General features: G+C 28.2%; 25 protein-coding genes. 2 read left to right on the top strand and 23 right to left on the bottom strand.

The window, feature by feature from the left end:
- Positions 1–6: 6 nt before the first annotated feature.
- From KK2020170_RS09320 to KK2020170_RS09280, 9 genes are all read right to left on the bottom strand, one after another.
- Complete coding sequence (locus tag KK2020170_RS09320; RefSeq protein ID WP_221258067.1) at positions 7–1,689, bottom strand: T9SS type A sorting domain-containing protein; 1,683 nt, start codon at positions 1,687–1,689, stop codon at positions 7–9.
- 73 nt (positions 1,690–1,762) lie between these two features.
- Positions 1,763–2,743, bottom strand: a complete 981-nt coding sequence (locus tag KK2020170_RS09315) for an OmpA family protein (RefSeq protein WP_221258066.1) — start codon at positions 2,741–2,743, stop codon at positions 1,763–1,765.
- Positions 2,733–3,632: a hypothetical protein gene (locus KK2020170_RS09310; RefSeq protein WP_221258065.1), complete on the bottom strand. Its 900-nt coding sequence runs from the start codon at positions 3,630–3,632 to the stop codon at positions 2,733–2,735. Before KK2020170_RS09310 ends, KK2020170_RS09315 begins: the two co-directional genes overlap by 11 nt.
- A 3-nt stretch (positions 3,633–3,635) precedes the next feature.
- Complete coding sequence (locus KK2020170_RS09305; RefSeq protein WP_221258064.1) at positions 3,636–4,244, bottom strand: hypothetical protein; 609 nt, start codon at positions 4,242–4,244, stop codon at positions 3,636–3,638.
- Between the two features lie 14 nt (positions 4,245–4,258).
- Positions 4,259–4,666: a hypothetical protein gene (locus tag KK2020170_RS09300; RefSeq protein WP_221258063.1), complete on the bottom strand. Its 408-nt coding sequence runs from the start codon at positions 4,664–4,666 to the stop codon at positions 4,259–4,261.
- A gap of 16 nt (positions 4,667–4,682) precedes the next feature.
- On the bottom strand, positions 4,683–5,990 hold the full coding sequence (locus tag KK2020170_RS09295; RefSeq protein WP_221258062.1) for a hypothetical protein: 1,308 nt from the start codon (positions 5,988–5,990) through the stop codon (positions 4,683–4,685).
- 16 nt (positions 5,991–6,006) lie between these two features.
- A complete protein-coding gene (locus KK2020170_RS09290) occupies positions 6,007–6,627 on the bottom strand; it encodes a hypothetical protein (RefSeq protein ID WP_221258061.1) in 621 nt (206 codons plus the stop codon).
- 1 nt (position 6,628) lies between these two features.
- Positions 6,629–7,531, bottom strand: a complete 903-nt coding sequence (locus KK2020170_RS09285) for a hypothetical protein (RefSeq protein WP_221258060.1) — start codon at positions 7,529–7,531, stop codon at positions 6,629–6,631.
- 10 nt (positions 7,532–7,541) lie between these two features.
- On the bottom strand, positions 7,542–7,970 hold the full coding sequence (locus KK2020170_RS09280; protein WP_221258059.1) for a hypothetical protein: 429 nt from the start codon (positions 7,968–7,970) through the stop codon (positions 7,542–7,544).
- A gap of 104 nt (positions 7,971–8,074) precedes the next feature.
- Between KK2020170_RS09280 and KK2020170_RS09275 the strand changes: the two genes are divergently transcribed.
- Both KK2020170_RS09275 and KK2020170_RS09270 read left to right on the top strand, forming a co-directional pair.
- Positions 8,075–8,620, top strand: a complete 546-nt coding sequence (locus KK2020170_RS09275; protein ID WP_221258058.1) for an RNA polymerase sigma factor — start codon at positions 8,075–8,077, stop codon at positions 8,618–8,620.
- The gene (locus KK2020170_RS09270) at positions 8,617–9,318 is read left to right on the top strand and encodes a tetratricopeptide repeat protein (protein ID WP_221258057.1); all 702 of its coding nucleotides are present in this window, start codon (positions 8,617–8,619) and stop codon (positions 9,316–9,318) included. The genes KK2020170_RS09275 and KK2020170_RS09270 overlap by 4 nt, the downstream gene beginning before the upstream one ends.
- Here the strand turns inward: KK2020170_RS09270 and KK2020170_RS09265 are convergent.
- From KK2020170_RS09265 to KK2020170_RS09200, 14 genes are all read right to left on the bottom strand, one after another.
- Positions 9,301–12,219 (bottom strand): CHAT domain-containing protein, encoded by a 2,919-nt coding sequence (locus KK2020170_RS09265; RefSeq protein WP_221258056.1) that lies wholly within the window; start codon positions 12,217–12,219, stop codon positions 9,301–9,303. The two genes, KK2020170_RS09270 and KK2020170_RS09265, sit on opposite strands and share 18 nt — an antisense overlap.
- Positions 12,220–12,438: 219 nt before the next feature.
- Positions 12,439–12,771: a hypothetical protein gene (locus tag KK2020170_RS09260; RefSeq protein ID WP_221258055.1), complete on the bottom strand. Its 333-nt coding sequence runs from the start codon at positions 12,769–12,771 to the stop codon at positions 12,439–12,441.
- Between the two features lie 21 nt (positions 12,772–12,792).
- A complete protein-coding gene (locus KK2020170_RS09255) occupies positions 12,793–13,911 on the bottom strand; it encodes a ligand-binding sensor domain-containing protein (protein WP_221258054.1) in 1,119 nt (372 codons plus the stop codon).
- A 15-nt stretch (positions 13,912–13,926) separates the two neighbouring features.
- A complete protein-coding gene (locus KK2020170_RS09250; protein WP_221258053.1) occupies positions 13,927–15,198 on the bottom strand; it encodes a PA3715 family protein in 1,272 nt (423 codons plus the stop codon).
- Positions 15,199–15,218: 20 nt separating this feature from the next.
- On the bottom strand, positions 15,219–16,889 hold the full coding sequence (locus KK2020170_RS09245; RefSeq protein ID WP_221258052.1) for a MutS-related protein: 1,671 nt from the start codon (positions 16,887–16,889) through the stop codon (positions 15,219–15,221).
- 43 nt (positions 16,890–16,932) lie between these two features.
- Entirely contained in the window at positions 16,933–17,349 is a 417-nt protein-coding gene (locus KK2020170_RS09240) for a hypothetical protein (RefSeq protein WP_221258051.1), read from the bottom strand.
- 187 nt (positions 17,350–17,536) lie between these two features.
- Complete coding sequence (locus KK2020170_RS09235) at positions 17,537–18,205, bottom strand: hypothetical protein (protein ID WP_255567305.1); 669 nt, start codon at positions 18,203–18,205, stop codon at positions 17,537–17,539.
- A complete protein-coding gene (locus KK2020170_RS09230) occupies positions 18,195–18,539 on the bottom strand; it encodes a hypothetical protein (protein WP_221258050.1) in 345 nt (114 codons plus the stop codon). The genes KK2020170_RS09235 and KK2020170_RS09230 overlap by 11 nt, the downstream gene beginning before the upstream one ends.
- Positions 18,540–18,541: 2 nt before the next feature.
- Complete coding sequence (locus KK2020170_RS09225) at positions 18,542–18,889, bottom strand: carboxypeptidase-like regulatory domain-containing protein (RefSeq protein ID WP_221258049.1); 348 nt, start codon at positions 18,887–18,889, stop codon at positions 18,542–18,544.
- Positions 18,890–18,892: 3 nt separating this feature from the next.
- Complete coding sequence (locus tag KK2020170_RS09220) at positions 18,893–19,663, bottom strand: hypothetical protein (RefSeq protein ID WP_221258048.1); 771 nt, start codon at positions 19,661–19,663, stop codon at positions 18,893–18,895.
- Between the two features lie 70 nt (positions 19,664–19,733).
- On the bottom strand, positions 19,734–20,549 hold the full coding sequence (locus KK2020170_RS09215; RefSeq protein ID WP_221258047.1) for a hypothetical protein: 816 nt from the start codon (positions 20,547–20,549) through the stop codon (positions 19,734–19,736).
- Between the two features lie 101 nt (positions 20,550–20,650).
- Positions 20,651–21,724, bottom strand: coding sequence for a trypsin-like peptidase domain-containing protein (locus tag KK2020170_RS09210; RefSeq protein WP_221258046.1), 1,074 nt, complete (start codon positions 21,722–21,724; stop codon positions 20,651–20,653).
- Between the two features lie 3 nt (positions 21,725–21,727).
- On the bottom strand, positions 21,728–22,933 hold the full coding sequence (locus KK2020170_RS09205) for a YbjN domain-containing protein (protein ID WP_221258045.1): 1,206 nt from the start codon (positions 22,931–22,933) through the stop codon (positions 21,728–21,730).
- A 35-nt stretch (positions 22,934–22,968) separates the two neighbouring features.
- On the bottom strand, positions 22,969–23,910 hold the full coding sequence (locus tag KK2020170_RS09200; RefSeq protein WP_221258044.1) for a hypothetical protein: 942 nt from the start codon (positions 23,908–23,910) through the stop codon (positions 22,969–22,971).
- Positions 23,911–23,959: the final 49 nt, after the last annotated feature.

The raw sequence follows: 23,959 nt of genomic DNA, 5'->3' as shown, positions 1-23,959 counted from the left end.
ACTTTTTTATTGCTTTATGATTTTATGAACTTGATAAGTATTGTCATAAGTTAATCTCAAAAAATAGACTCCATTATTAAGATGGCTTATATCAATTTTCTTATCTATAGATTTTAATATTAATTTTCCTGAAACATCATAAATTTCAGTAATAACATCATTATTTTGAATATCTATATTGATAACATCTTTTGTTGGATTAGGATAAATAAAATTTTTATTATCACCTAAATCAAAATCACTATTACTTAAAGCAGTTTCAGTTAATTTCCATAACTCAACACCACTTGAAGCTGAATTTGCACCAAAATAGATACTATTATTTAAACTTATTGGTTTAAAATTTAAATTAGAGATTGGAACATTTGGCAACCCTGTATTGGTTAATTGTTGAGTTCCAGAGTTTGATCCGTCCGTAACCCAAATTTGTTGACTTCCATGATTGAAATACATTCTATTATTTATAATAGTATACTGTTTGCTATTTATTAATCCTGAAGAAAAACTTGTGTTTCCCAAAGCTGAATAGTCAACTACTTTTACTGTTCCAGAATTAGTGCCGTCTGTCTTATAAATTTCATAAACATTAGTTCCATTACTACCATCGCAAGCGGCAAAATAAAGTTCGTTATTTAATTCAAAGAAATAGTTACGTTCATAAGTCAAACTTCCATTTAAATTCCCTGGAAAAATATCTTTAATAAATACAAGGCCTTCTGTTGTGTTGTAACGAAATAATTCTCTTCCTAAAATTTGATTTAGACCTGCATCATAAGTATTGGCAACAAAATATAAATCATTATTAAAAATATAAAAACTATTAGGAGAACTGCTTTTACCAAAAGCTGGATTTAAATTATTTGGAAAAATATCGGCTACTAATTCAACTGTTATTCCATCCGTTCTATATAACTCCTCACCAATTGTACCATTATCTGCTGCAAAATATAAATAGCCGTCATACACTTGAAAATGTCTTGGATTTGAACCTGCGGCAAGAGTATTACTTGTATTCGGATTAATTTCAGCAAATAAATTTGTCCCAGCCTCAGTTCCATCTGTAACATACAATTCAGGATTCATAGCATCTGTATTTCTACCTGTAAAATACCATTTTCCATTAAATTCAATAAATTCATTTCCAAAAACAAAACCAACTGGATCAAAGACTTTTACAGTTCCTGTTGATGTTCCATCTGTTTTCCAAAGTGAAAAAGCAGCTGGTTGATCTCTTGCTGTAAAATACAATTCACTATTTTTTATAAAATATTGTTTCAAAGGATTTGGAGTTTCAAAAACTTGAGAACTTGCATTTCCTAACCAAATATCTTTTAGCATTATGGTACCTAATTCTGTTCCATCAGTTATCCATAGCTCTTCGCCTTCTGCAGTTGTGGTTGCTTTAAAAAATAATAGATTATTAAAAACAAATAATGGTGTTGGTACAGATGAAGCGCCACCATTAATATTTTTTACCAGTTGAATATTTCCCACTGAACCATTTGATTTATAAAGTTCTGTTTGATATTGATTTGTTGCTCGAAAATAAATTTCGTCATTATACTCTACAAAATCTCTTGGTGAACTGTTGTTTGTACCTGTCCAAATATCGGCTACTTGTTCAAATTGGTATTGTGCATTAGCTAAAAACGTGATTAAAAAAAATAAGATAAATGTAATTGTTCTCATAAAAATAGGGTTTACTTTGTCCGTTAGTAAAAAACCAACAAAAAAGTAAACCCTAAATATTAAAAAACTAACCTTATTTCTTTTTTAATACAATTTCCACTCTTCTATTTTTCATCCTACCATCTTCAGTTTCATTAGTAGCAACTGGACAAGCGGGTCCAACACCTATTGGCGTTAATCTTGTTCCAAAGTCGCCATAATTATTCATTAATGCACTTACGACAGCTCCTGCTCTATCTTCCGATAATTGCAAATTAGAATCTAATGAGCCTATATCATCAGTATGTCCTACAATATATACTCTAACTTTCGGATTTTGATTTAAATAGTCGCCAACCATTTCAATTACTGAAAAAGAAGTTGGTTGAAGTGTAGCTTTACTAGTATCAAATAAAATACCGTCTAATATTAATTTACCCTCTTTTTCTAATTTATCTTTAATCACATCTGCATTTAAAGTAATCAAACCACTTTGTAATGCTTCTTGTTCAATTACCTCCACACAAACCTTTACAGGTTTGCCATCGTAAGTAGGTGTCATTCCTATTTCAACATAATACACCTTATCAGCAGTGGTTATTTTACCAACCATGTAGCGTTGTGATACATGATAATTTCCGAAATCATAATAGTGTGAGATTTCTCCGTTACTTTGACGATTATCTTTCCCATACACTTTCTCAAAAAATTTAGCACTATACCATGCGTTTGTACCATCACACTCACCTCCTTTACATTGGAACAAAATTTCAGCATTATTGGCTTTAAAAGCATCTTGGTAGTTTTTCATGACTTCAACAGTAGATTTCCCTAAAGGAATTTCATAAACAATGGAAGTTTGATGTCCAGAAACTTCTAACCATTTTTGTGGTTCTTTTTCTGGTTTTCCAGACTTAACAGCAAATTTTAATTCGTTGTAATCTTTTTGAAAATAATAGATGATTTTAGATTCTGGATAACGCGTCAACAATTCATGATCTTGTGCGTTATCTATATCTTGTCCCAATACAGTAAAACAAGATAAAAGCAGTAGCAGCAAAAATTTAGTTTTCATAAGTATAGCTTGTAGTTTCTGAATTAGTTGTTCCATTATAAACAGAAGTTGTAGTAAATGATGTAACTTGGTTATTCTCTAATGTATAATTCATAAAAACTTCAAAGACTGGACTTGTGGTATTGATAGTATTATACTTTTTTAAAGTCTTTATGTGATATTCTGGTAGTATATACAAATTGTATCCAAAATCTGAATATGAAAAGAGACGACTATAAAATGGATAGATATCAACAGGAGAAAAAATAAGTTGCCCTAAATCTAGCTGCGTTTTAAAAAATGCATATACCGGACTTTTATGCTCCTCATACTCATAATCAGTATAAGTATATAATTCATAAGGTGCTGTTGGGTTGGAAGCAGAATATTCTTCCACCCGAATAATTCTATTTTGTGTATCGTAAATAAATTTATTTCTGATGGACTCATCGTTGTTTGTAATGGTTTCAATGTTACCATTGGCATCATAAGTAATGTCAAAAGTGTTTGCAAGGCTTCCGTCATAAAAATCTAATCCTGTTATTTTGAAATTATTATAAACAACATCAGTTTCATAAGTATCTGCCAAAATACCATTGAAAGCTCCTCCATTTACTGAATATTCATAGGTAATAGGCGTTGTGTTTTCAACTTCATAAGCTGTAATTTTACCATCAACGTTGTAACTTACAGTGTAATTTTGATTGAAACGATTAACTCCTGAAGTCCATCGTCCTTGGGCATTGTAAGCAAATGTTGTGGTAGTATTTGTTACACCTTGTGAGGATGTAATACTCGTTAGTTTGCTTTCAGGTTGAGGTGTTTCTGTGTTAGTAGTATCATCATCATTAGAACACGAAAGAAAGAGAATTGTCAGTACACTTAAGGTAATTTTAAAAATAGTTTTCATAATTTAAAGATTTTGTTTGATTGTTTTTCCTATCGCAATAAGCTTGCTTTTGATAAGGTCTTTTGAAGCATTGATAGATTTATGAGCATTGTAAGTAATGTCAACTCTGTACTCATTATTTACTTGAAATGTTATTTTTTGAACGCTTTGAAAGCTATGTTGTTCCCAATGGTAAGCAAAGTCTCCAAAATTTTCTAAAACAGTTGGTTTTATGATTATAGTTTCATTGTTTTCTCGTGCAGTTAAACCATTTTGCAAATCCAACTCTAACATTCTAGCAAAGGTAGCGCCCATATCTTCAGTTTTTGAAGTGATGTCTATCATTATTTGACTTCCAGCAACAGAACCTTCTTCTTCAGTCCATATAAACTGGCATTGTTTTTTGGAGCCATATTGATCTCTGGCATACATCTCAATAGTTGAGGCATTTTTGATGTCAAAAACACTAACGAGTTGATCAGTATTAAATAAATCACAAGGATTTTTGGGAGTCACAACTTTGTTTTCTGAAGTTTCTGTGACGTTTTTTTTGTTTTCTGATGTGTTGTTTTCTGTTTTGTTGTTACAACTAACAAGTACAACCAAAATTAATAGGTATAGACTTTTTTTCATTTTATTTTGTTATTTTATTTATATTTAGAGTAATCAATATTTAATAAAGTATCATTTCTGTAGTAATAAAAAAAGGAGGTTAAAGCTCCAAAATCATACATATAGTAAATTTCATCAGTTAATTTTTTACAAACCAATTCTAAATCCGTTTTTGCATATTTATCTGAAAACTGAATATATTTCTTTGCCCAATATTCCAGTCGGTTTGTTACAAGTTCTATTTCCGCTTTATTGTTTTTTCTAGCCCATTGTCTAATATCTTTTAGTTTATCTTGATTTTGTACGATATTATTTCTAAGATCTTCGAACAATTCTAAGGTTGTTTGAAATCTAGAACTTTCAAAATTTGAACATGGTGTTTGCGCATTAAGATTGGTTACTTCTAATGTTATAAAAAATAGAATTATGATTACTTTTTTCATTTTGTACTTATTAATATTAGATTTTTTCAATATAAAATGTGACCATAATGTGACCTCGAGTTCCGTGCTTAATATTTATTACGCCTTTTTGGGTTGGTTGAGGTAATTTATTGTTTCCTAATTTTGAAATAAGTGCTTCATTAAGTGGAAGAGTAACGCGTTCTTTTCCTAAAATATCATTTGAACTTGCAGAATCATAATCTTTTAATTCTACGGTAAGTTCAATTTTTGATTTCTTTAGAACTTCTTGAATATCTTTTGAACCATCTATTGGAATATCAAAGGTTATTTTTTTATTAATTTCATATTGAGCTCCAACTTTCAAATCTGTTCTAATATAATCTTTAGCTTTAATTTCCCAGAATCTTCCATATTGATCAGAATACGTTACATCAAAAGGTTTAATTTGTTTACCATTGCTATCATAGGCTCTGCACCAAGCAATCCCATAAAGCTCATATCCTGAAAAAATACCTTCTGGTCCGTCTTCAACACTTAAAATATAAATCCTATCTAATGTTAACCTATAACGTAATTCTTTTTCTGTTTTTGTTGTTATACTTGTTGATGTTCCTAATCCTTGAGATGTCATTGTTAAACCTCCTGTATCCGTTTTATAAGTTGTAGTTGAGGAAGTACTTACACCAGTCAAAGACTTAAATTCTGCAACCGTCATCGGTTTTAGAAACTTTGCTGAAAACTTAGTTGTCGTCGATGTGTTAGACGCTTTGATATCTCCATACCAAACCGTGATATGTTCACTGTTTTCAGATTTTATAATACCTGTGGTGATATTATAAAGGGTGTTGCCATGATAAAGCGAAGCATTAGAAATTGTTTTTAAATCGTTACTTAGTTTACCTATAAAGGACTTTCCATCTTCAAATTTGCCTTCTAAACTGAATCCTTTTTGTTGTAAATTAAGTTTTTTAGTAAATCCGCTTGGATATGATTTAAACTCATACTTCCCAGTCCATTTATCCATTTTTAGACTTGGAAAAGCATCCGATTTTAATGTCCCTGTCCAATTGCCTCTATTAGTAGTATCTCCTTGCCATCTCCATTCACCTGTGAAGGATTTATTGTCTGAAGCCAATTTGAAATAGAACACTCCAACTTTACCTGCATTAGTAAATTTTCCGTTAATCGTTGAACCTGTTTGAATTGCATCTATGATACCTTTGGTTCCATAATCTCCATACACAGTTCTACCTTCATGGATCAATTTAAGGTCTCCGAAAGTGGTGCTCCACGTTCCGGTAAAATTTTGTGCTTGTAGCATTGTAACAAGCAATATCGCGATAATTGTTATTTTTTTTCTCATTTTTATGGATAGTTATTTAATAGTATATGTCTTCTTTTTTCACTTGTATAAAATTCATAACAGGGTACTTACTCACTATCTTTCCTGCTATAGGTTTCCAGTTTTCTGGTGCATTGGCATCCAAAAAAGCACCTGCTTTTCCTTCAAATTCCAAGATAACTTCATCTTGATTTATCTTTGATATTGTTGCTACTCCTTCCAACAAAGTATAGGCAAATCCATTTTCCTTAGCCATAGTAATGCTTACCACTGTTCCGTTAGCGTCTTTGGGTTCTAATTTTCCCTTTTCGATTTGACCTATTATTGGCTTTACATCAAGCATGTTTTGTAAGCCCGAAAAAGAAATATTGATTTTAGAATCTTCACTATCAATCGAGAAAACCATCATTTGTTTACCAGCCGTATTCATGATTGTTTTGAATTTTTTTTCTTCAGTAAAAAGAGGTTTTCCGTCATAAGTTATATCAACATAAGCTTGGTTCTGATTGGCTCTTTCAATGTTTTCTGAAGCCACACCTGCTTGGTCTAAGGTTTTCTTAATTACTGAATTTGTAACACTTTCTGTAGCTTTATCTTTAGCGTCTTGACAGCTTGTGAGCCATAGGATAATTACTAGTAGTAAATAGATGTTTTTCATTTTATAGTTTTTGTATTTTAAAATTGTTCATGGTAATCATTCTAACTTTTTCTTCTAAAGCAATGACTTTCATGGAGTTTTGTTTTACATTTTTTTTGTTATAAAAGGTCATTTCCATAACATAGCCATAATCTGTATTTAATAGTTGCATCGGGTTCTCTTCTTTCTTTTTGGAGAACATTTTGGCCATACCACGCAGATAATCTTGGTATTCAAATTTTACATCAGGAGCATACCAGGCGTTGATACTTCCTTCCTCATAAGTAATATTGTATTCATGACACGTATAGCCATTCATCACTTTAGTTTTTCCAGTTTTCTTTACTTTAGGTGCTACATCAGCTATGTCTTCAGAAGTGATACTTTGGTCTCCCATCATTTTTTGCATCCACTCCAAAGACATTACTTGAGCTACACCTTTGTTGATATCCAACAAAATGGCCGACTGATTTTTCATGTCTATTATTATAGGGTCACCATTTTTTTCCATTTCAGTTAACAAGGCCTGTTTTCCATAAGCTTGTTTCATTGTGGTTTTCTTCAGGTTGGCATTTACATCTTCAACTTCAATAGTTGCTGTTACAGGAAAAATGTATGTCTCTTCATATTTAGCTTCGCCAGATAAAATATTGCCTGGAAATTGTGATTCTTCAATAGATGTTTCTGCTTGAAAATCTTTATTAGATTTTTTCTTTATTTTTTTCTTCTTAGTTACTTTTTTAGGTGCTTCAAAAACTTCGTCAACAGCTTCTTCAGTTGTTTTTTCAACTTTTTCTTCTGTTTTTCTCTCTAAAGCTCTTTCAGTAGCTTCTTTAGCTTTATCTCCTAGTTTTTTTAAAAACTGAGCATTTACATTAATATTTATAAGTAAAAAACTGAATAACATTAAAATTTTTAGTCTCATGATATAATAATTAGTTATTGTAAACAATTGGAATTCTACTTGGTAATTTTCTTAAAAGGAATAATTGTTCCGTTGAAGTCAATTCTATATCAAAAAGAATTAAGCCTCTTCCCTTTGGGAGCTTTTCAAAAATATTTCCAGGAAAGAAAATGTTTCCAGGGAAAAAAATATTTCCGGGAAAAATCTTGAAACTTTCTGAAGTAGCTTCCTTCCAAAGTCCTTTTTCAGAATAAATTTTTACTAATAATCTTACCTCAATTGGTCGTTTTAGACCATCGCAAATAAATCCAATAAGTTTTTGGTCTTCAAAATTGTTCAAGAACAAACTAGGTTCTTCCTTTAATTTTTTAATAGCGTCTTGATTAAAATCTATTTCAACACTTTGACTAAAAGCATTGAAATAGCTAATAAAACTTAAGATTAGAAGAATTTTTTTCATATAGTTGTTATTTAAATTCTTCCATTTGTATAATAAAAAGTAAAAAGTAAACCCTAAATAATTATTTTTGTTTTTAAGTTTACTAAAACATTTTTTTACTACTAATGAGTAATCAATCTATAATTGAACGCATAAAAAATAATGATGAAGCTTTGTTAAAAAAGATTTATTTAGATAATAAATTATCTTTTTTTAAAATTGCTAATCAATATCAATTACCTGAAGATGTTGCACTTGATATTTATCAAGATAGCATGGTCGCTTTGATTGAAAATGTTAGAAAGAACAAGATTGATGATTTACAAAGTAGTATCAATACTTACTTTATAGGAATTGGTAAATTTATGATCTTCAATTACCTAAAATCAGTAAAAAAAATAAAACTAGAAGACATTGATAGTATTGAAGTAAATGATTTTGAAGGTTTTACTACTGATGAAGATGTTTTAAATAGTAAAGAAGTAACTTTAAAAAAGGCTTATGAAACACTTGGTGATCAGTGTAAGAAAATTTTAAATTTATTTTATTTTGAAAACAAGAAGTTAGATGAAATACAAACCATTTTAAATTATGAAAATAAAGATGTGTTGAAGAGTCAAAAATCGAGATGTATTTCGCATTTAAAAAAACTGCTAAACCTTAAGAAATGAACGAATTAATTGAAAAATATTTTGAAAATAATTTAACTCCTGAAGAACAATTATTGTTTGATGAAAAATTAAACCAAGATGCTGAATTTAAAGCAGAATTTGAATTTCATTTGGAATTAAAGAATGCTATAAAATTGGCCGAAAGACAAAAAATTAAAAAAGAAATTCAAAAATTTGAAATTGAAGCTAAAACGCCTGTTTTTTATTTGAAAAGCTATTTTAAATATGCAGCTATCTTTTTAGTAATGTTTTCTTTATGGTTTGTTATGTTTAATAATACTAATAATAATGAATTATATAACAGTTATTTTGATCCTTATCCAAATACTGTAATTTCAAACACAAGAAGTGATGTAAACGAAAAAACAATAATTGAAGAAGCTTTTATTGCTTATGATTTAGGAGAATACAATAAAGCAAATGACTTATTTGAAAACGCTTTAAAGGTTACTAAAACAGACTATATACTCTTTTATAAAGCCATTTGTTTAATGGAATTAAACAAACATAAAGATGCGATAAAACTATTTGAATCTACAAATTTATCAAATGAATATCTTGAAAAATCTTTATGGTTTGAAGCGTTATGTTATTTAAAATTAAACAATAAAAGCGTAGCAAGACAAAAACTAGAAACTCTTGTTAAGAAAAAATCATTTAAAAATACTGAAGCCGAAGAATTACTTTCTAAGCTTTAAGTAAAACAAAACTATCAATAAAAATAGAATTCCCGAGGCAAGATATAATATAGTATAAGATTTAGAAACTAAAGCGTTTGGATTTCCACTTAATACAAATCCAGACCAATAATAAGGATGCTTCAATTCATCTGCCTTTGTCGATTTCAAAAAATCAATTTTTGCATTTTGCAAAGCTTCATTTTTAGTTAAACCTTCTGCTAAATATTTATAAAAATATTGTATAATTTCAGAACCTTGTTTATCTGGAGTTTGCCATAAACTATGAATGGTTGAAGCCACTCCACTATAAGTAAATGCTCTAGAGAGACTCATAATTCCTTCTCCTTCTGTGTTTTTACCAAAACCCGTATCGCAAGCGCTTAATACAACTAAATCTAAAGGTAATTTTTGAGCATATAAATCAGAAAAATAAAGATTATCATTTCCGAAAATCAATTTTGAGGCATCTTCATGTAGGTTATCAACTTTAGCATGCATAGCTAAGTGATAAATATTATAAGCTTCTTTATTACTGAAAAAATTATTCTTTGTCGCTAAATCATCAGAAAAATAAGCAGCATTAAATTTATCTTTAAGAAATAATGATTCTTTTTCTGCAAATGGTAAAATAGAAAAATTAGTATTTATATAATTTGGATTAAAAACGGCTAAATTAAATTCATTTTTGGTTTTAAGAGTTCTTTGAAGGGAATATAATGTTAAAGAAGAAGCGTAATTAATAGCGTAATATTCAATTAAAAATTTATTGTTTTTTAACAAACTTTCAAAAGGTAATAAGCTTAAAACTCCTTTAGAAATTATGGTTAACTTATTAGAATCTAAAGGCTGATTATTTAACAAGCTTGCATATAATTGAGAACTTAAATAAGAAAACTCCTTTTTGTTTAAAATGGCTTCTCTATAATTAAGAATTTTTTCATACACTTTTTCTTTGTTAGCAATTTTAGATATTTTTTGAATACCGTTTTTATTTAACACAACTACATAGATATTTTCTTTAGTTGGAAAATAATTAATTACAGTTTCATCAGAATGTAGTGTTGCTGTAAATTCTGAAGTTGTATATTTCGATTCAAATAAATTAGAATAATTACTATTTGAATTAGATAATTTTATTTGTAATTGCTCTGCTTGAGAAGTTAATTCTAAAATTATGTTTTTAAACTCATCAATTTTAGAAGAATCAGGAGTTGTTTTTTCATTTTCTATTTGAATACTAGATTTATAATGTGCAATTTCCGCATTTAAATTTTGAAGTAAAGTATAATTCTCATCTAAATTTAATAAAGATTTTGTTGAATTATTTCTAATAAAATTAGACCATAAATATTTTGAAGTGGTATTTTCAATATAATTTAAAACCGATTCTTGCTTAGAAACATCGTATAAAGCAATTTTGAACAAACCTTCGTGAATATAATCTAAATAATCAATTAAATTTGAGTTAAACAAACCGTTTTTGTAAATTGAATTGAACTTGTTAACGCAATTTTCAAAAGAAGAATAAGCCTTATTTAGGTCTTTAGTTGTTTTACTTTTCTCATAATTTTGTAAATAGAAATTTGCAATTTCTGTGTAATATAACAACGTTTCAATGTCGGCACTTTTTTCTTCATCTAAAATCTTCTGTGATTTATTATAAAATAACTCAGCTTGATTTGAATTTCCTAGCTCTTTTAAAATTATTCCTTTATTTAAATATAAACCAGCCTGATTTCCTTTAATTGTTTTATTAGAAATTTTAAGTGCCTCATCAATATAAAAAAGCGCACTTTCAAACTCATTTTTATTCTTTTTTAGAACAACTATATGAGAATACAGAACCAACAAACCTTCATTGTAAGCGTATTGTTTTAAATAAGCTTCGGTTTCATAAGCTATTTTTTCTGCTTCTACATTTCTTTTATTTTCAATTAAAAAGCTTAATAAAACATTATTTGCTGTAGAATAATAATTAATAAATTTTTCTTTGTTAGTTACTGATTTAAAGTATGTTGTTAGGTTTTTGTAAGTTTTTAAACAATTAACATTATTATTAAAAGCATCAATTTTTAACGCATTAAGCAAAATACTTAATTGTATTCTTTCATAATTATCTTGATCACTTTTATCTATGTTTTTGGCAATGTTTTTAAGTTTTCTCAAATAAAATTGAGCTTTTTTAATTTCTCCGTAAGGAATAAAATTATAAATTAAATTATTGTAAGCTGTTGCTAAATAATTTGAATTTTCAAGCGAATTTTTTTCCCAAATATTCGTTGCTAAAATATAGTAATCATTGCATTTTTTAAAATTTGATAATTTTGAATACTCATAACCTAAGTTATTGTATAATAATGCCATATCGCTACTTTGATTTAAACCTTCCTTTTTGTACAAAATTTCAGCCTTTTTGTAGTAATTTATAGCATCAAAAGGTTGATTTATTTCTCCATAAATATAAGCAATATCATATACTACCTCAGTTTGTTTAGCTAAAGATACTTGTAATTCATTGCTTTGTGCTTTATACAAAAATTCTTTGGCAAATTTGAGTGATTTTTCCCAGTCTTGATTGGCATATGCTATGGCATGGTAATAATTTCCGTAAAACTCAACTTTATATTGATCAGAGAGTAAAGTTTTTGTAATTACATTTTCTTTAATAGATTCTAATAATGCTAGACCTTCTTGCCAAGAATTTGTACCATGATATTCTGAAAGTTTCAATTTTAATTGATTTCTTTCTAAAGCTTTTTTATCATTAAGTTCTAATATTAGCGCTTTTCTCAAACGAATAGATTCTTGATGTTGATTTGCAAAATGTAAGGAATCTATAACTTTTTCTTTTTTTGAAACTTGTGCAAAAACAAAACTAACTGAAGTTATAATACAAAGAAATACTAGTCTTATTTTCATTTGAATTAGATTAAAAAATATAAATTCATTTATTACTTATCAAATATAATATAACTTAACTAGATTTTATAAAATTTAACTAATACAAAAATAAATTATTTTTCAGAAGCAATTAAAACCTATTTTAACTAAAATTAGTACATCTTTTGTACACCTCTACCCTTTCAAACCCTTGTAAATAAAGAGAAAAAGATATTGTAACGGAAAATAATTTCAAATCTATTTCCAAGCATAATAACAGCTTTGACTGTACAAACGTTTGAGATTTTCTTCGTTTATCCAAGTATATTTTTTAAGAATTGCTTGTTTGAAGTCTTCAAAAGGTAAAAAGGTCAGTTCGCCATTATTCTTAAGAGGTTTTTTTCGAATAAAATCATTTGCAAAGGTGTTGACTTCTTTGCAAAGTTTATTATACTTTTCTAATTCAATTGGTAATAATTCAGGATTCTTCTTGCTTAGTCTTTCGTTAATCGGCTTAAGCCAGTAGTCACCAAATTCCATTGATAAAATAAGTCCGTAGTTTGCTATTTCTTGGTTAATTATAAAGTTCATCTTTATAGTATTCTTAAACTTTTATTCCCATGGACCATTCTTAGTTATATTGATAAATTTATCGTTTTCAAACCTATAAGCGCCTCCAAAACCAACAAACCATAATCTGTTTGTTTGATCATTATAAATTTGAAAAACAACTGGTCGCTTATTGTTTTCATCCTTTTTTATATCTGTTAGGTTTTTATCATCATATACATATAAATCATGTTGATTTGATACTAACCATAGGTTCCCATGTTTATCCTCAGATACACTTCCAATTCCTTTTCCGAGTATAATTTTGTCTTTGGTAATGTTTTCTAAAGATTTTTTATTTAATCTATACAATCCTTCTTTAGTAGAAATCCAAAAACCTCCTTTTTTTGATTCGTAAATACCATTTACAAAATTTGTTTTAATACCTAATTTCTGTGATTCATTTTCTAATTTTTGGTTTGTATACGAGTAAAGTCCGGCATTTGTACAAAACCATAATTTACCTTTACTATCTTCAACTATTTTATGAATCATTTTTGTAGTAGATATTCCAAAATCTTTGTCAATTTCACCTTCGGGTAATTGAAAAGGAGTAATTTTTTTTCCATCAAAAACGCAAGCGCCTTCACTGGTTCCTACCCAAACATTCCCTTTTGAATCGGTTTCAATACACCACACGTCGTTGCTAATTAAACCGTCCGATTTATAATAATTTTTGACTACTTTTCCATTAAAACTGCTAATACCATCAGTATGTGCGAACCAAATTTCACCTGATTTAGCTTCCGCAATATCTTTTATCGTAACACCTTTCCCTAACTCACTTATAATACTATCTATTGGTAACAATATTTCTCCATTATAAACAAAAGCTCCATTTTCTGTACCAAACCAAATATTTCCTTTACTATCTTGAAAAATCTTTCTTACTACGTTGCTTATTTGAACATCATTATTTAAAAAAGGAAATGTATTTTGAGAAGTATTATCATTTGTTGATTTTTTAATAATTGAATCAGACAATTCATTTTCTGGTTCATCAATAACCAATTTATTTTCTTGACCTTTACAAGAATAAAAAAGAATTGAAAGTAAAAGGGTAATTACCTTAACACCAATGTAAAGCAATTTCGATTTTTCTCTAATGAATGAGTTTCTCATTATACGATTTTTTAATTATTTGTATTGTTTTCCATCAAATTTTAAAACGCTTGTTTCTCTTTTAATTTCTTCATTGTAATCGCAATCTCCTATTTCGGTTTCAAAATTTGTGGTTTTTGTAAGTGTTTTTTTGACTATAATATCGAAATAATCATTCGTTTTGTCTGTCGTAAAAATGAATTCTGTTTTTTCAGCATGAAATTCACCTTCACAAGCGCCGTTCCATTCGCCTGTGTTTTCTTCAAAATTATAATTGTGAAGAATATTTCTTAACTTCCCGTTTTCTTTTACAAATAATGATAACATCTTTTTGTAATAAGGATTAACTCTTGATGAACCAAAATATTCGACGATTACTCCAAAAGCATTTGTATTTTCTTTTACTAAGTAAAGTTTTTTATCAATATTTATTGAACCTAAACGAATCGCATCGGAAACCCAATCGTTTGTTTTTGAGCTTTCAAAATAAGAATGTGTAACTTTACCTGTTTGATTATTATAAATTACAATATGCGTGTTTAATACGAAATATTCTTCGCCTTCTTCAACAATTTCTGGAATTACAACAATTGTTTCATTTGAATCTTTTATGAATTTTTGAACAATTAAATCTGTTTTTATTTTCAGTTTATCTACATGGAGGTGATTTATAACATTATTAATTAATATTTCATCATTAGTCATTATGATAATCTTTCCTTCAGAATTTATTTTAAAAATATCCGTTGATTCATGCCCTTCATCTGTCCATTCAATATTTTTTATTGCAATCTTATCTTTATCAATATTAGAAACTGTTTTAAAAAAGCCTTCTGCAATTTCATCGTAAGCAATTAACTTAAAATCAATTATATTCCCTTTTAAATCATAATTAATTAAAGTTGTTTCCATTTCATTATCACCTTTTTTAACAGTTAAAACAGCTGTGTAGAAATCTTTAGAAAATTCTAAACGATAACCTGAAATAGCTTTAAAGTTATAGTCTTCGTTGTACCAATTTTTATAAATATATGGAAGTTGGAAAGCTTCGGCATTAATATTTTTATAATCTTCCGCCTCAATAAAGCTGTCAAATGAAGTACTATCGATAATAGGAAGATTTTTTAATGGGAGTTTGAAAAATTCTTTCTTAAATTCTGTTGCTGTCTCAATAGGCTTTTTTGAAATTTTATCAGTTTGCTCTACGACAGGTATTTCTGGTATTTTCTCTTCTTGATTATGCTTACAAGAGGTAAAAAGAACTAGCAGAAAAAAAAGATATTTAAAATTTAGTATAAAATATTTCATTGGTTTTAATTTTCAGTATTTCAAATTATTATGGCATCTGAATTATTTGTATTGAGATATAGTTTATCCAATTCTTTTGAAATTGTTATAGCTTCTTGAATAATTTCGTTTGGATAATCGTTAATTTTGAGTATTCGAATTGCATTTCGGTTTTTCAGCTTCCCTTCTTTCATTTTGTAATCGAAACCTACTGTTTTATTGTGTACCGTTTCACTAAAATGATATAATTCATACTCTTTTGATAGCATATCGGTTAATTCGATATCGTGGGTCGAAACTAACACTGTATTATTATTTTTACTTAAAGTAGACAAAACAGCCTTGCCTGCTGCTATACGTTCAACCGTATTTGTTCCTTTAAACATTTCGTCTAGCAAAAAAAGGTTTTTCTCTCCACTTTTACTTTCTTTAAGCATTTCTTTAATCGTTAGCACTTCTTCAAAATAATAGCTTTTATCGTTCATTAAATCATCGCTAATTCTTATCGCAGAAAACACTTTCAATCTAGGAAATACCATTGAAGTAGCGAAACAGGTATTAATGGTTAATCCAGTAATGATATTTAATCCGATTGCACGAATAAAAGAAGTTTTTCCAGACATATTAGAGCCCGTAAGCAAAATCGACTTATCGGCAATTGTTATAGTATTAGTAGTGCAATTAAATATTAAAGGGTGACTAATGTCTTTTGCCTGTATAGTATTATCCGTTGTAATTGTTGGTAAACAAAATGTATCGAGTCCTTTTCGTAAGGAAGCTATCGAAATAAGCATATCAATATGTCCTACAAATTGAAAAACATTTTCTATTTCTTCTCTTTTAGTCGATAACTTTTTTAGTACACCAAACAACAGCAATGGTTCTAATAAAAAGATTGTTTTGAAAATTTCAAAAATGAACCACGCTATCATTTCAAATTCACCTTGTAGTTTGGCTTCGAGTTGAAAAAACGACATTTTCCCTTTAACTTCATTTATCAATTTTATTGAGCTAGGTAAATTAAGGTTCAATTTTTTAAATAATGGAACACCATATAGTTGAGACGAGATACTGTTTAGTTTTAAAAGCTGAGGGATAGATCCAACATATTGTACTAAATTGCTTTTATTCCAATAATGAAGTGCAAAATTAACACAGAATAATGCCGCTAAAACAATGAAAAATATTGGGTTAAAAAAAGCAAGAATTAACGATAGTAAACTCGCAAAAGACAATATTTTTATAATAAAAAACCATTTTGGTGGATGTAAATGTTCGTCTTGAAAAAGGGTTGTAATGTAATAAGCGTCTTTATGGTTTAGTTTTTCAAGCCTTTTTTGAACTGAAATTCTTAATTGCTCATTATTTGTGAGTTCTTTTATAATTTCTTCATCTAATGTTGTCTGACTTTCGTTTATTGTTACGGTACGAAGTTTATTATAAAGATATTGCTGTCCAACTTTAGAATGCGTTCGATCGATAAGCATAAACAAATCTTCAAAATCCAAATCGTTACAGGTTTTATCCGATACTACATGATAGGCTTTTGAATTATTTTTATTTCTAAAGTATTTCGATATATAATTAAAATCAGTAGATTGTTCTTTTAAGGAACCAAAAGACATTTTTAATCTATCAGTAACGTTTTTACTTCGATTAAAGCTTATTTGTGAAAATGCGTATTTTATTTGAAATATAATATTTTGTATCATTAGCTTATTAGTATAGAATTGTTGTTTTTTGTAACAATCCTATTTAATCAATTTTTATTACTAAAGTATCTGTTTTAACAAATTCGCCTTCATAAAAAAAGCTGAATTCTCCACATATTGAATTTAATTCATTTGAAAACGTTTCATAATAAAACTCTGCCATTAAATATTGTTGATACATTCCTAGTTCTTCGCTTACAAATCCGCCTAAATCTTCTTCATGGTCTAAAAAATAACTTGTTCCTGCTTCGCCAAGAAAACCGAATGTCATTCCGCCATCTTCATAAAAATAAATGCACTCTGTTTCATTAGAATAGGAAAGTTTTTTGGTTTGTTTGTGATTCGTTTTTAGATGTTCTTTTATCTTACTAATAATTGCCGTTTTAAGTTCATCTTTGTCTTTAACTGGATTTTCAACTATATATAAATTGGAATACACATTAGATTGAATAAACTCCATTCTTGTAAAAAACACTTTTTTTATTACTATTGCTAACACCAAAGTTGTAAGAATGGAAACCGCCCATTTAAGCCTGATTTTTTCTTTTAAAGTCCATTTTACTGCCTTGTAAATTGCAAAAAGTAGAACGATAATAAAGATTAGTAAAACTAAAAGAAAGAGAATAAACATAATTTGATTTGTTTGTTTAGTAATTCATTTCTAACTCTTCAAAATCTTTAATTTCTGAAAGATTGAGTAGTTTATCAATTTTAATCTTACTCCAAGTATCTACAAAAACTTCATCATTATCTTCTGATTCTTCATTTATGTTTTTGCGATATAATTTTTTTTTGGTTAAAAAGTTAATACTAGTTTCATAATTTGTTACAACTCCTCCATTTGTGTGATCATACCCTATTAATTTGAAATTAGAATCTTGATATCTAAAGGTGTATTTCCACCAACCATATCTTCCATGAGCATAATGTATAATAAGATTGCCTCTTTTTACATCAAAAGATAGTTGTGGTGGATAATAAGCCCCACCATCTTCATTTTCTGAAGAAAAACAATTTAAATTTTCAGTTGCTTTTTGATAACCGTTTTCATTTTTGAATAAAATGATAATGCCTCTTCTATTGCGATCTACTATTTCGTCAAAACGATTGGTTACAATGTTTTCTTTATAGGTTTCTTTTACAATTAGAATACAGTCATCTAGTTTGTCTTTGTTTAAATCGCCATAAATAGTATCGTACAAAACATATCCATTTGGGATAAAATCTTCAACACTTTGATATTGGGCTTGACAAAACAAATTCCCTAAAATGAAAAGTATAACTAAAAGCTTGTATTTTTTATTTTTATATAACATCAATAACTTTTTCTAAAATATAATGAACAATTCCAACTATTATTGCAATTAGTAACAGTATTGAAATTCTAATTAATAATGAATTCCAATTATTACTTAATTTCTTTCTTAAAATAAAATAATCAATTATAAAAAAGAAAACAGCTATAAAAATTCCTATAATAGTTCCAACAAAAACTAATCCATGATAATAATATATTCCTATTAAATAATCAAATCCTTTATAATTAATTTTACTAGGACTCCCTAAAAGCAATCGCATATAAATAATGCCTACTACTAAAGATAATAGTATCCAAATAAAATAATGCAATGCTGATTTTATGGTCTTCATTCTTATATTTGTTTTAATAGCACAACAGTTGTGTCATTTTCTATAAAATTATAATTTAAAGTTTCTCCATGTTGTCTCCAAACAATTGGGATAGTATCGGTTTTATAACCTTCTTTCCTAAAAATTAAATTTCCTAAAAATTCAGAATTATGCATTAATTTGAAATACCCCTTTTTATCGGTTTTTGTTTTATTTTTAAAATTTTCCACTGTAACAATTACATCTTCAACCGGATTATTATTGTCATCTGTTACTTTTCCATGATAGTAGTACTCATCTTTTTGACATGAAAAATAAGTAATTACAAAAACATATAGAAAATACCTTATTTGATGAATAGTAAAATACATTCTTTAATTTTCAATAATTTTTATTTTAAAATATCTTTTGTTTAGTCCGATTTCTGAATAATTACTCTCTTCTGTCACAAATAAAGTCATATCGTCTTGCCAAAATGAATTTCCTATAATACAAAGCCAAATTTTAGTTTCCTTCTGAAATTCTTCATCTAATGGAATTACTTTTACAAACTCTTCATTTATTTTTTTTTGAATAAAATAGGAAGAACATTCTTGACCATTATAATAACCATTTAAGCGGAATACATTATTGGGTGAAACTACAATATAATCAGGATTTCCAGTTGTCTGGGTTTCATTTCCGTTTTTTAAATTGAAACTTACATCTATAGTGTGGCCTCCTTCAGCTAGTAGAATATCTTCTGTTGGATAATAGGCGACAAAATAATAATAATAATTTGAGTAATCTTTTTCTTTTCCATTTCTAAAACGAATTTTTAAAATAGCTTGTGTTTCACAGTCTTCATAAAAAAAGATACGATTTTGTAATAATTTTTTAGCTATTTGAAAATCTGTAATTTTCTTTATTTTTTCTTGATTATAATTGACTTTTTCTTTTTGTGAATGGTATTCTACAGAATCAATTTGCTTCACTTTTATGCTGAATTTTTCATTGTTTTTTGGAATTAAAGAAACATTATCCTGATTTGATTTAACAACTATACTATCTTCATTCTTACTTATTGATTCATGCTTTTCTTCTTTTTTTTCACAAGATTGCAAAAGAATGATGATTACAAAAAATAATTTAGATAGTATTTTCATTTTGGAAGCTTTTTTTATAATTACCAATAACGTTTTTGCATAAGAATAATAGTAATTGTAGTTTGTAGTCTTATTTAATTATTTGTTCCAAATTCGGAATGTTTACAATCCCACAACCATCAACTAACCATTTATTATTTTCATTCTTAACTTTCACTATAACTTTATAGTTTTTCCAATCAATTCCACTAAAAATCAATAAATTTGAATTTGGTTTAATCTTTTCAAGTTGAAAGCCATTTTCAGGAAAATCATTACCATCTAAAATTGGGTCAAATCCTAAGCCATATTCTGGATCCCTTTCGTAGGCTTGGTTAATTATTTGAGTTAAACTTGACTTAAAATTAATTGTCGAGAGATTGTTAGATTTTACCCATTCAATAATTCCCAATCCTTCGTTCATTTTCATACTATTTTTCAAATAGCCGTTAACAAATTCATTTGCCAATTTAGATTTAGGGTTATTCACTTGGTTCTCATATTCGATTATAGCCCATTCATTTATAGTCATAGAATCTATTAAAATAGAATCATTCAATTCAGAAATTAAGAAACCTTTTTCTACTTTGTATTGAGCGTGAGGTTCTTTAGTATATAATGATGTAATATTATCCTTGTTTAAATCACAGCTTGGACAACCGGAAATTGTTCCGTCGTTAAAATAACCAATTAATCCACCATTTGCATAAAACAGAAATCGCAAATTTCTTTCTTGAGTCATTTTTTTGTTTATTCCAATTGTATCTTCTTGATTGTTTGTATGGATATTATCATTCGAAATAATTTCTTCTTTCGAACTTATAGTTTTACTATTAGACTTCTTCTCTTGATTACAGCTAATCAAAAGAAGAATGATACTTAAAAATAATATTTTGAATATATTCATTTTTCCCTAGTCTAATTGTGCAAAACTCGTTTACAATTGAAATAACTATTTGTTTATTAAGTTCACCAACGAGTTGGTAAAACTTTTAAAAAATAACCTATTTATTTACTATAATTAGTCATTTTAGCACCAAAATCGTTAACAAACAAATCGTCGAAATGATCGGCTTTAACGGCTAATTCTGCTATGTCATTAAGAATCTCCTCTTTTGCATCTGAATATAAATCACTAATATGAATTCGATACGAAAGAAATATTTGATTGTCTGAAATAGATAAACGGTGCTTTCCTGTATCTGTAGTTAAAATATATTCGTATATAGCCTCCAAATTTGTTCTTGGCAAATCATTTAATGGTGAAGTTGCAAAAAGATAATTATTGTCATATACAAACATTCTTATCTCGGCACTTCCTTGATGAAAATACCATCGTTCTCTACCGGTTCTTGCTAATACAGGTTTAATGTTTAATTTTGAAATAGCCTCTTCTACTTTCTGACTAAAATCGGAAAGTGGATTTTCTTCAAACAGTTTTTCATCTACATCGCTACCACAATTTGGACAATAATTCGTTTTTTCTTGAATTAATCCATTGCAACTATGGCAACCTAACGTAAGGTTGTTGTTTAATTCCGAAACAATTTCCAATTCTTCTAATAGCGTTTCGACAGGAATGGCAAACCCAATATTATCTGCATTTGAAAATTTTGAAGTAACTATTCCAATTAATTCTCCTTTTTCATTAACAATTGGACCACCACTGTTTCCTGGGTTTATTGCGGCATCCGTTTGAATGTAATTACGACCATCAACAATTTGTTTTGCATTTGAAACGATTCCTTCTGTAACTGTAAAAGGCATTCCATATGGATATCCTAAAACCATTACTTTATCTCTTGCTAAAGTTGCTATTGCATTTTCTATTGCAATTGTTTCAATAGGTTTAGGATAATTTTCAGCTCTTAAAAAGGCAATATCTTTTCCTGGATTAATAAAAATAACTTGAGCTATGTATCTGTTCTTATCCTGACCTTCTATACTGACTTCTTTACTTCCAGCAACAACATGATAGTTGGTAATAATAACATCTTCTTTTTGGCTGTAAAAACCAGTTCCAGAACCATTTGCGGTATTAATTCTATATATCGAATTTTCTATTTTATTAAACGTATTCATTTCTTAATTGATTTTAAAATTAGCCATCATTTCTTGCATCGCCGCCATAGATTGTTGCATTTGTTCGGTCATTATTTTGGATAAATCCATTCCAAAATCGTTTTGAAAAATGGTGTCTTCCATAATGCTTTCCATTCCCTTATACAAAATAGGAGCTGCTTGATTCCAATCTAAACCACTAGATTGTTCTAATGCATCAATAATTGGTTTTTTAATTTCTTCATCAACTAAATTGTAATAAAACAAGTTATAAAAACACGATTGCATAATCATTGTAGCATCTTCAAATCTTGAATTTGCAATCATATCTTCCACTTCGCTATAACTGTCTTCCCAGTTTTCTCTAATGTTATCTTTTTTAGAACTGTATTTATGAGGAATAAACGTTTCGATTTGATATAAATCTGCAGAAAAATCATCTTGAGAATACGTTAATAATTTTTCTAAGTCCATTTTTCCTCTTAACAAACGATCATGAAAAGGGATTTCTCTATCGAAAATTCCATCAATTGCCTTTTCTAAAATAGTTCGTAAATACCCTTGCGGTTCTGCATAAAACTCAATTTGTTTTAAAGTAATATTAAGAGTGTACCAAGCATTATTTCCATGTCTTTTTTCCATGTAATAATTAAATCGCTCAATGCCTTCACTTAATATTTTTTGATAATTTGTAAATGCATTTGCTGTTATATCATTAGAAAACCGATTTATTTTAGGTTCTTGAATATTGGTTGCTTCAAATTTGGTTATAAACTCATCATCATAACTATCTGCATAGAAACAAATTTCACGTAAAACGGCATAAATTTTATAAGGCTCACACAATTCAATAGGACAAGAAAATGAAAAATATACTAAATCATTTTCTAACGTTAGATTGGTTAAATTAAGCGGATGCATTCTTAATTCTGCTAATTTTCGCATTAACGGAACTTTTTTTGCATTTGCTATATTTAAAAACGGACATTTCACTATAAGTTCATTAGCTGTTTGTGTAATTGTTACCACTACAGAACCATGAGGAATTATATAACTATCGCCACTTTTATTTGCTTGAAAATGACTACCTACATAATCTAAAATTGTTGGCACTACTTTTTGATATTGTTTTTGATCAAATAATGATACCGCTTCATCCCATTTATGATCTTGTTTAGTAGAAACTTGTTTTACTACTATGGTTGGGAAAAATGTGTTGTTTTTATTCATTTGTTGAATTTTTTATTAATATTCATGAATTACTATTAATCTTCCAAATAAGGTAAAGCCATTTGTTTGTAGTATGCTTCGAATTCGTTCATTTCTAAGTTAGAAGCGGTCCAGTATAAAAGCTTATACAATTCAAAACGATGTAAATTTGAACTTTCTATCGGGTTTGCTTTTACGTCAAGCATTAAGTCTTCTATTTTACCATCTTCGTCTTGATAATCGTGGAAATAATTCAAATCGAAATAGTATTGCGCTAAAAGTAATTGTTGAATAAAGTGTGACCAATCATTTATTCGATTTAAATAGTTTTTATATTCTTCTTCCGTTGCGCCCCATTTTGGAGATACAAAAGCCATATACGTTTTATGTAATTCCGCATCATCTGGAGCACTCTTTACGGCATCTTCAAAAAGTTGGTGAACGTGTTCTCTATTAACATTAATAGCTTTATAAATAGTTAACAAACAAGCAACGGAATTGACTTTGTAAAAACTATTAGTTTGAATAGATATTAATACTTCTTCCGCTTTTTTTAATTGTTTTTTAAAGGCAACTTGCTTTTCGTTAGAAACTGTATCAATAGTTCCTCGTCCTCGAATTTCCCATGCTTTATGAATAAATTGGTAACCCTTAATTAATTTCGGCAAATCGTTATTTGGTTCTTTATTTATCCACTCATCTGTTATTTTAGTCTCGCCATATTGCCCTAAACTTTCAAATGCAAACGAACGCTGACTGGCACTCATACTTTTTAACGATTGTTCTACATTGCTGAACTGTTTTTTATTGAAATATTCAATAACTTCTTTAAGTTTAGGATCGTTTAAATGCGCATTGCTTTTAAATTTATATCGACCAATACGGTTAATAAGATTATCAACTGGGCTAAAAATGCCATATTTATCTAAAAAATAAAGGATTCCAAATCCTACTAAAACCCATTTTATAATTGGGTATTCATTAAAGAAATGCATCATGATTATAAAGTGGTTAAAATTGAAAACAATTTAAAAGATTAAAAATAAA

Source organism: Flavobacterium okayamense, assembly GCF_019702945.1.
GTDB classification, from domain to species: Bacteria; Bacteroidota; Bacteroidia; order Flavobacteriales; family Flavobacteriaceae; genus Flavobacterium; species Flavobacterium okayamense.
The sequence above is the reverse complement of the archived record's forward strand: the minus strand, read 5'-3'. Positions and strand labels throughout refer to the sequence as shown.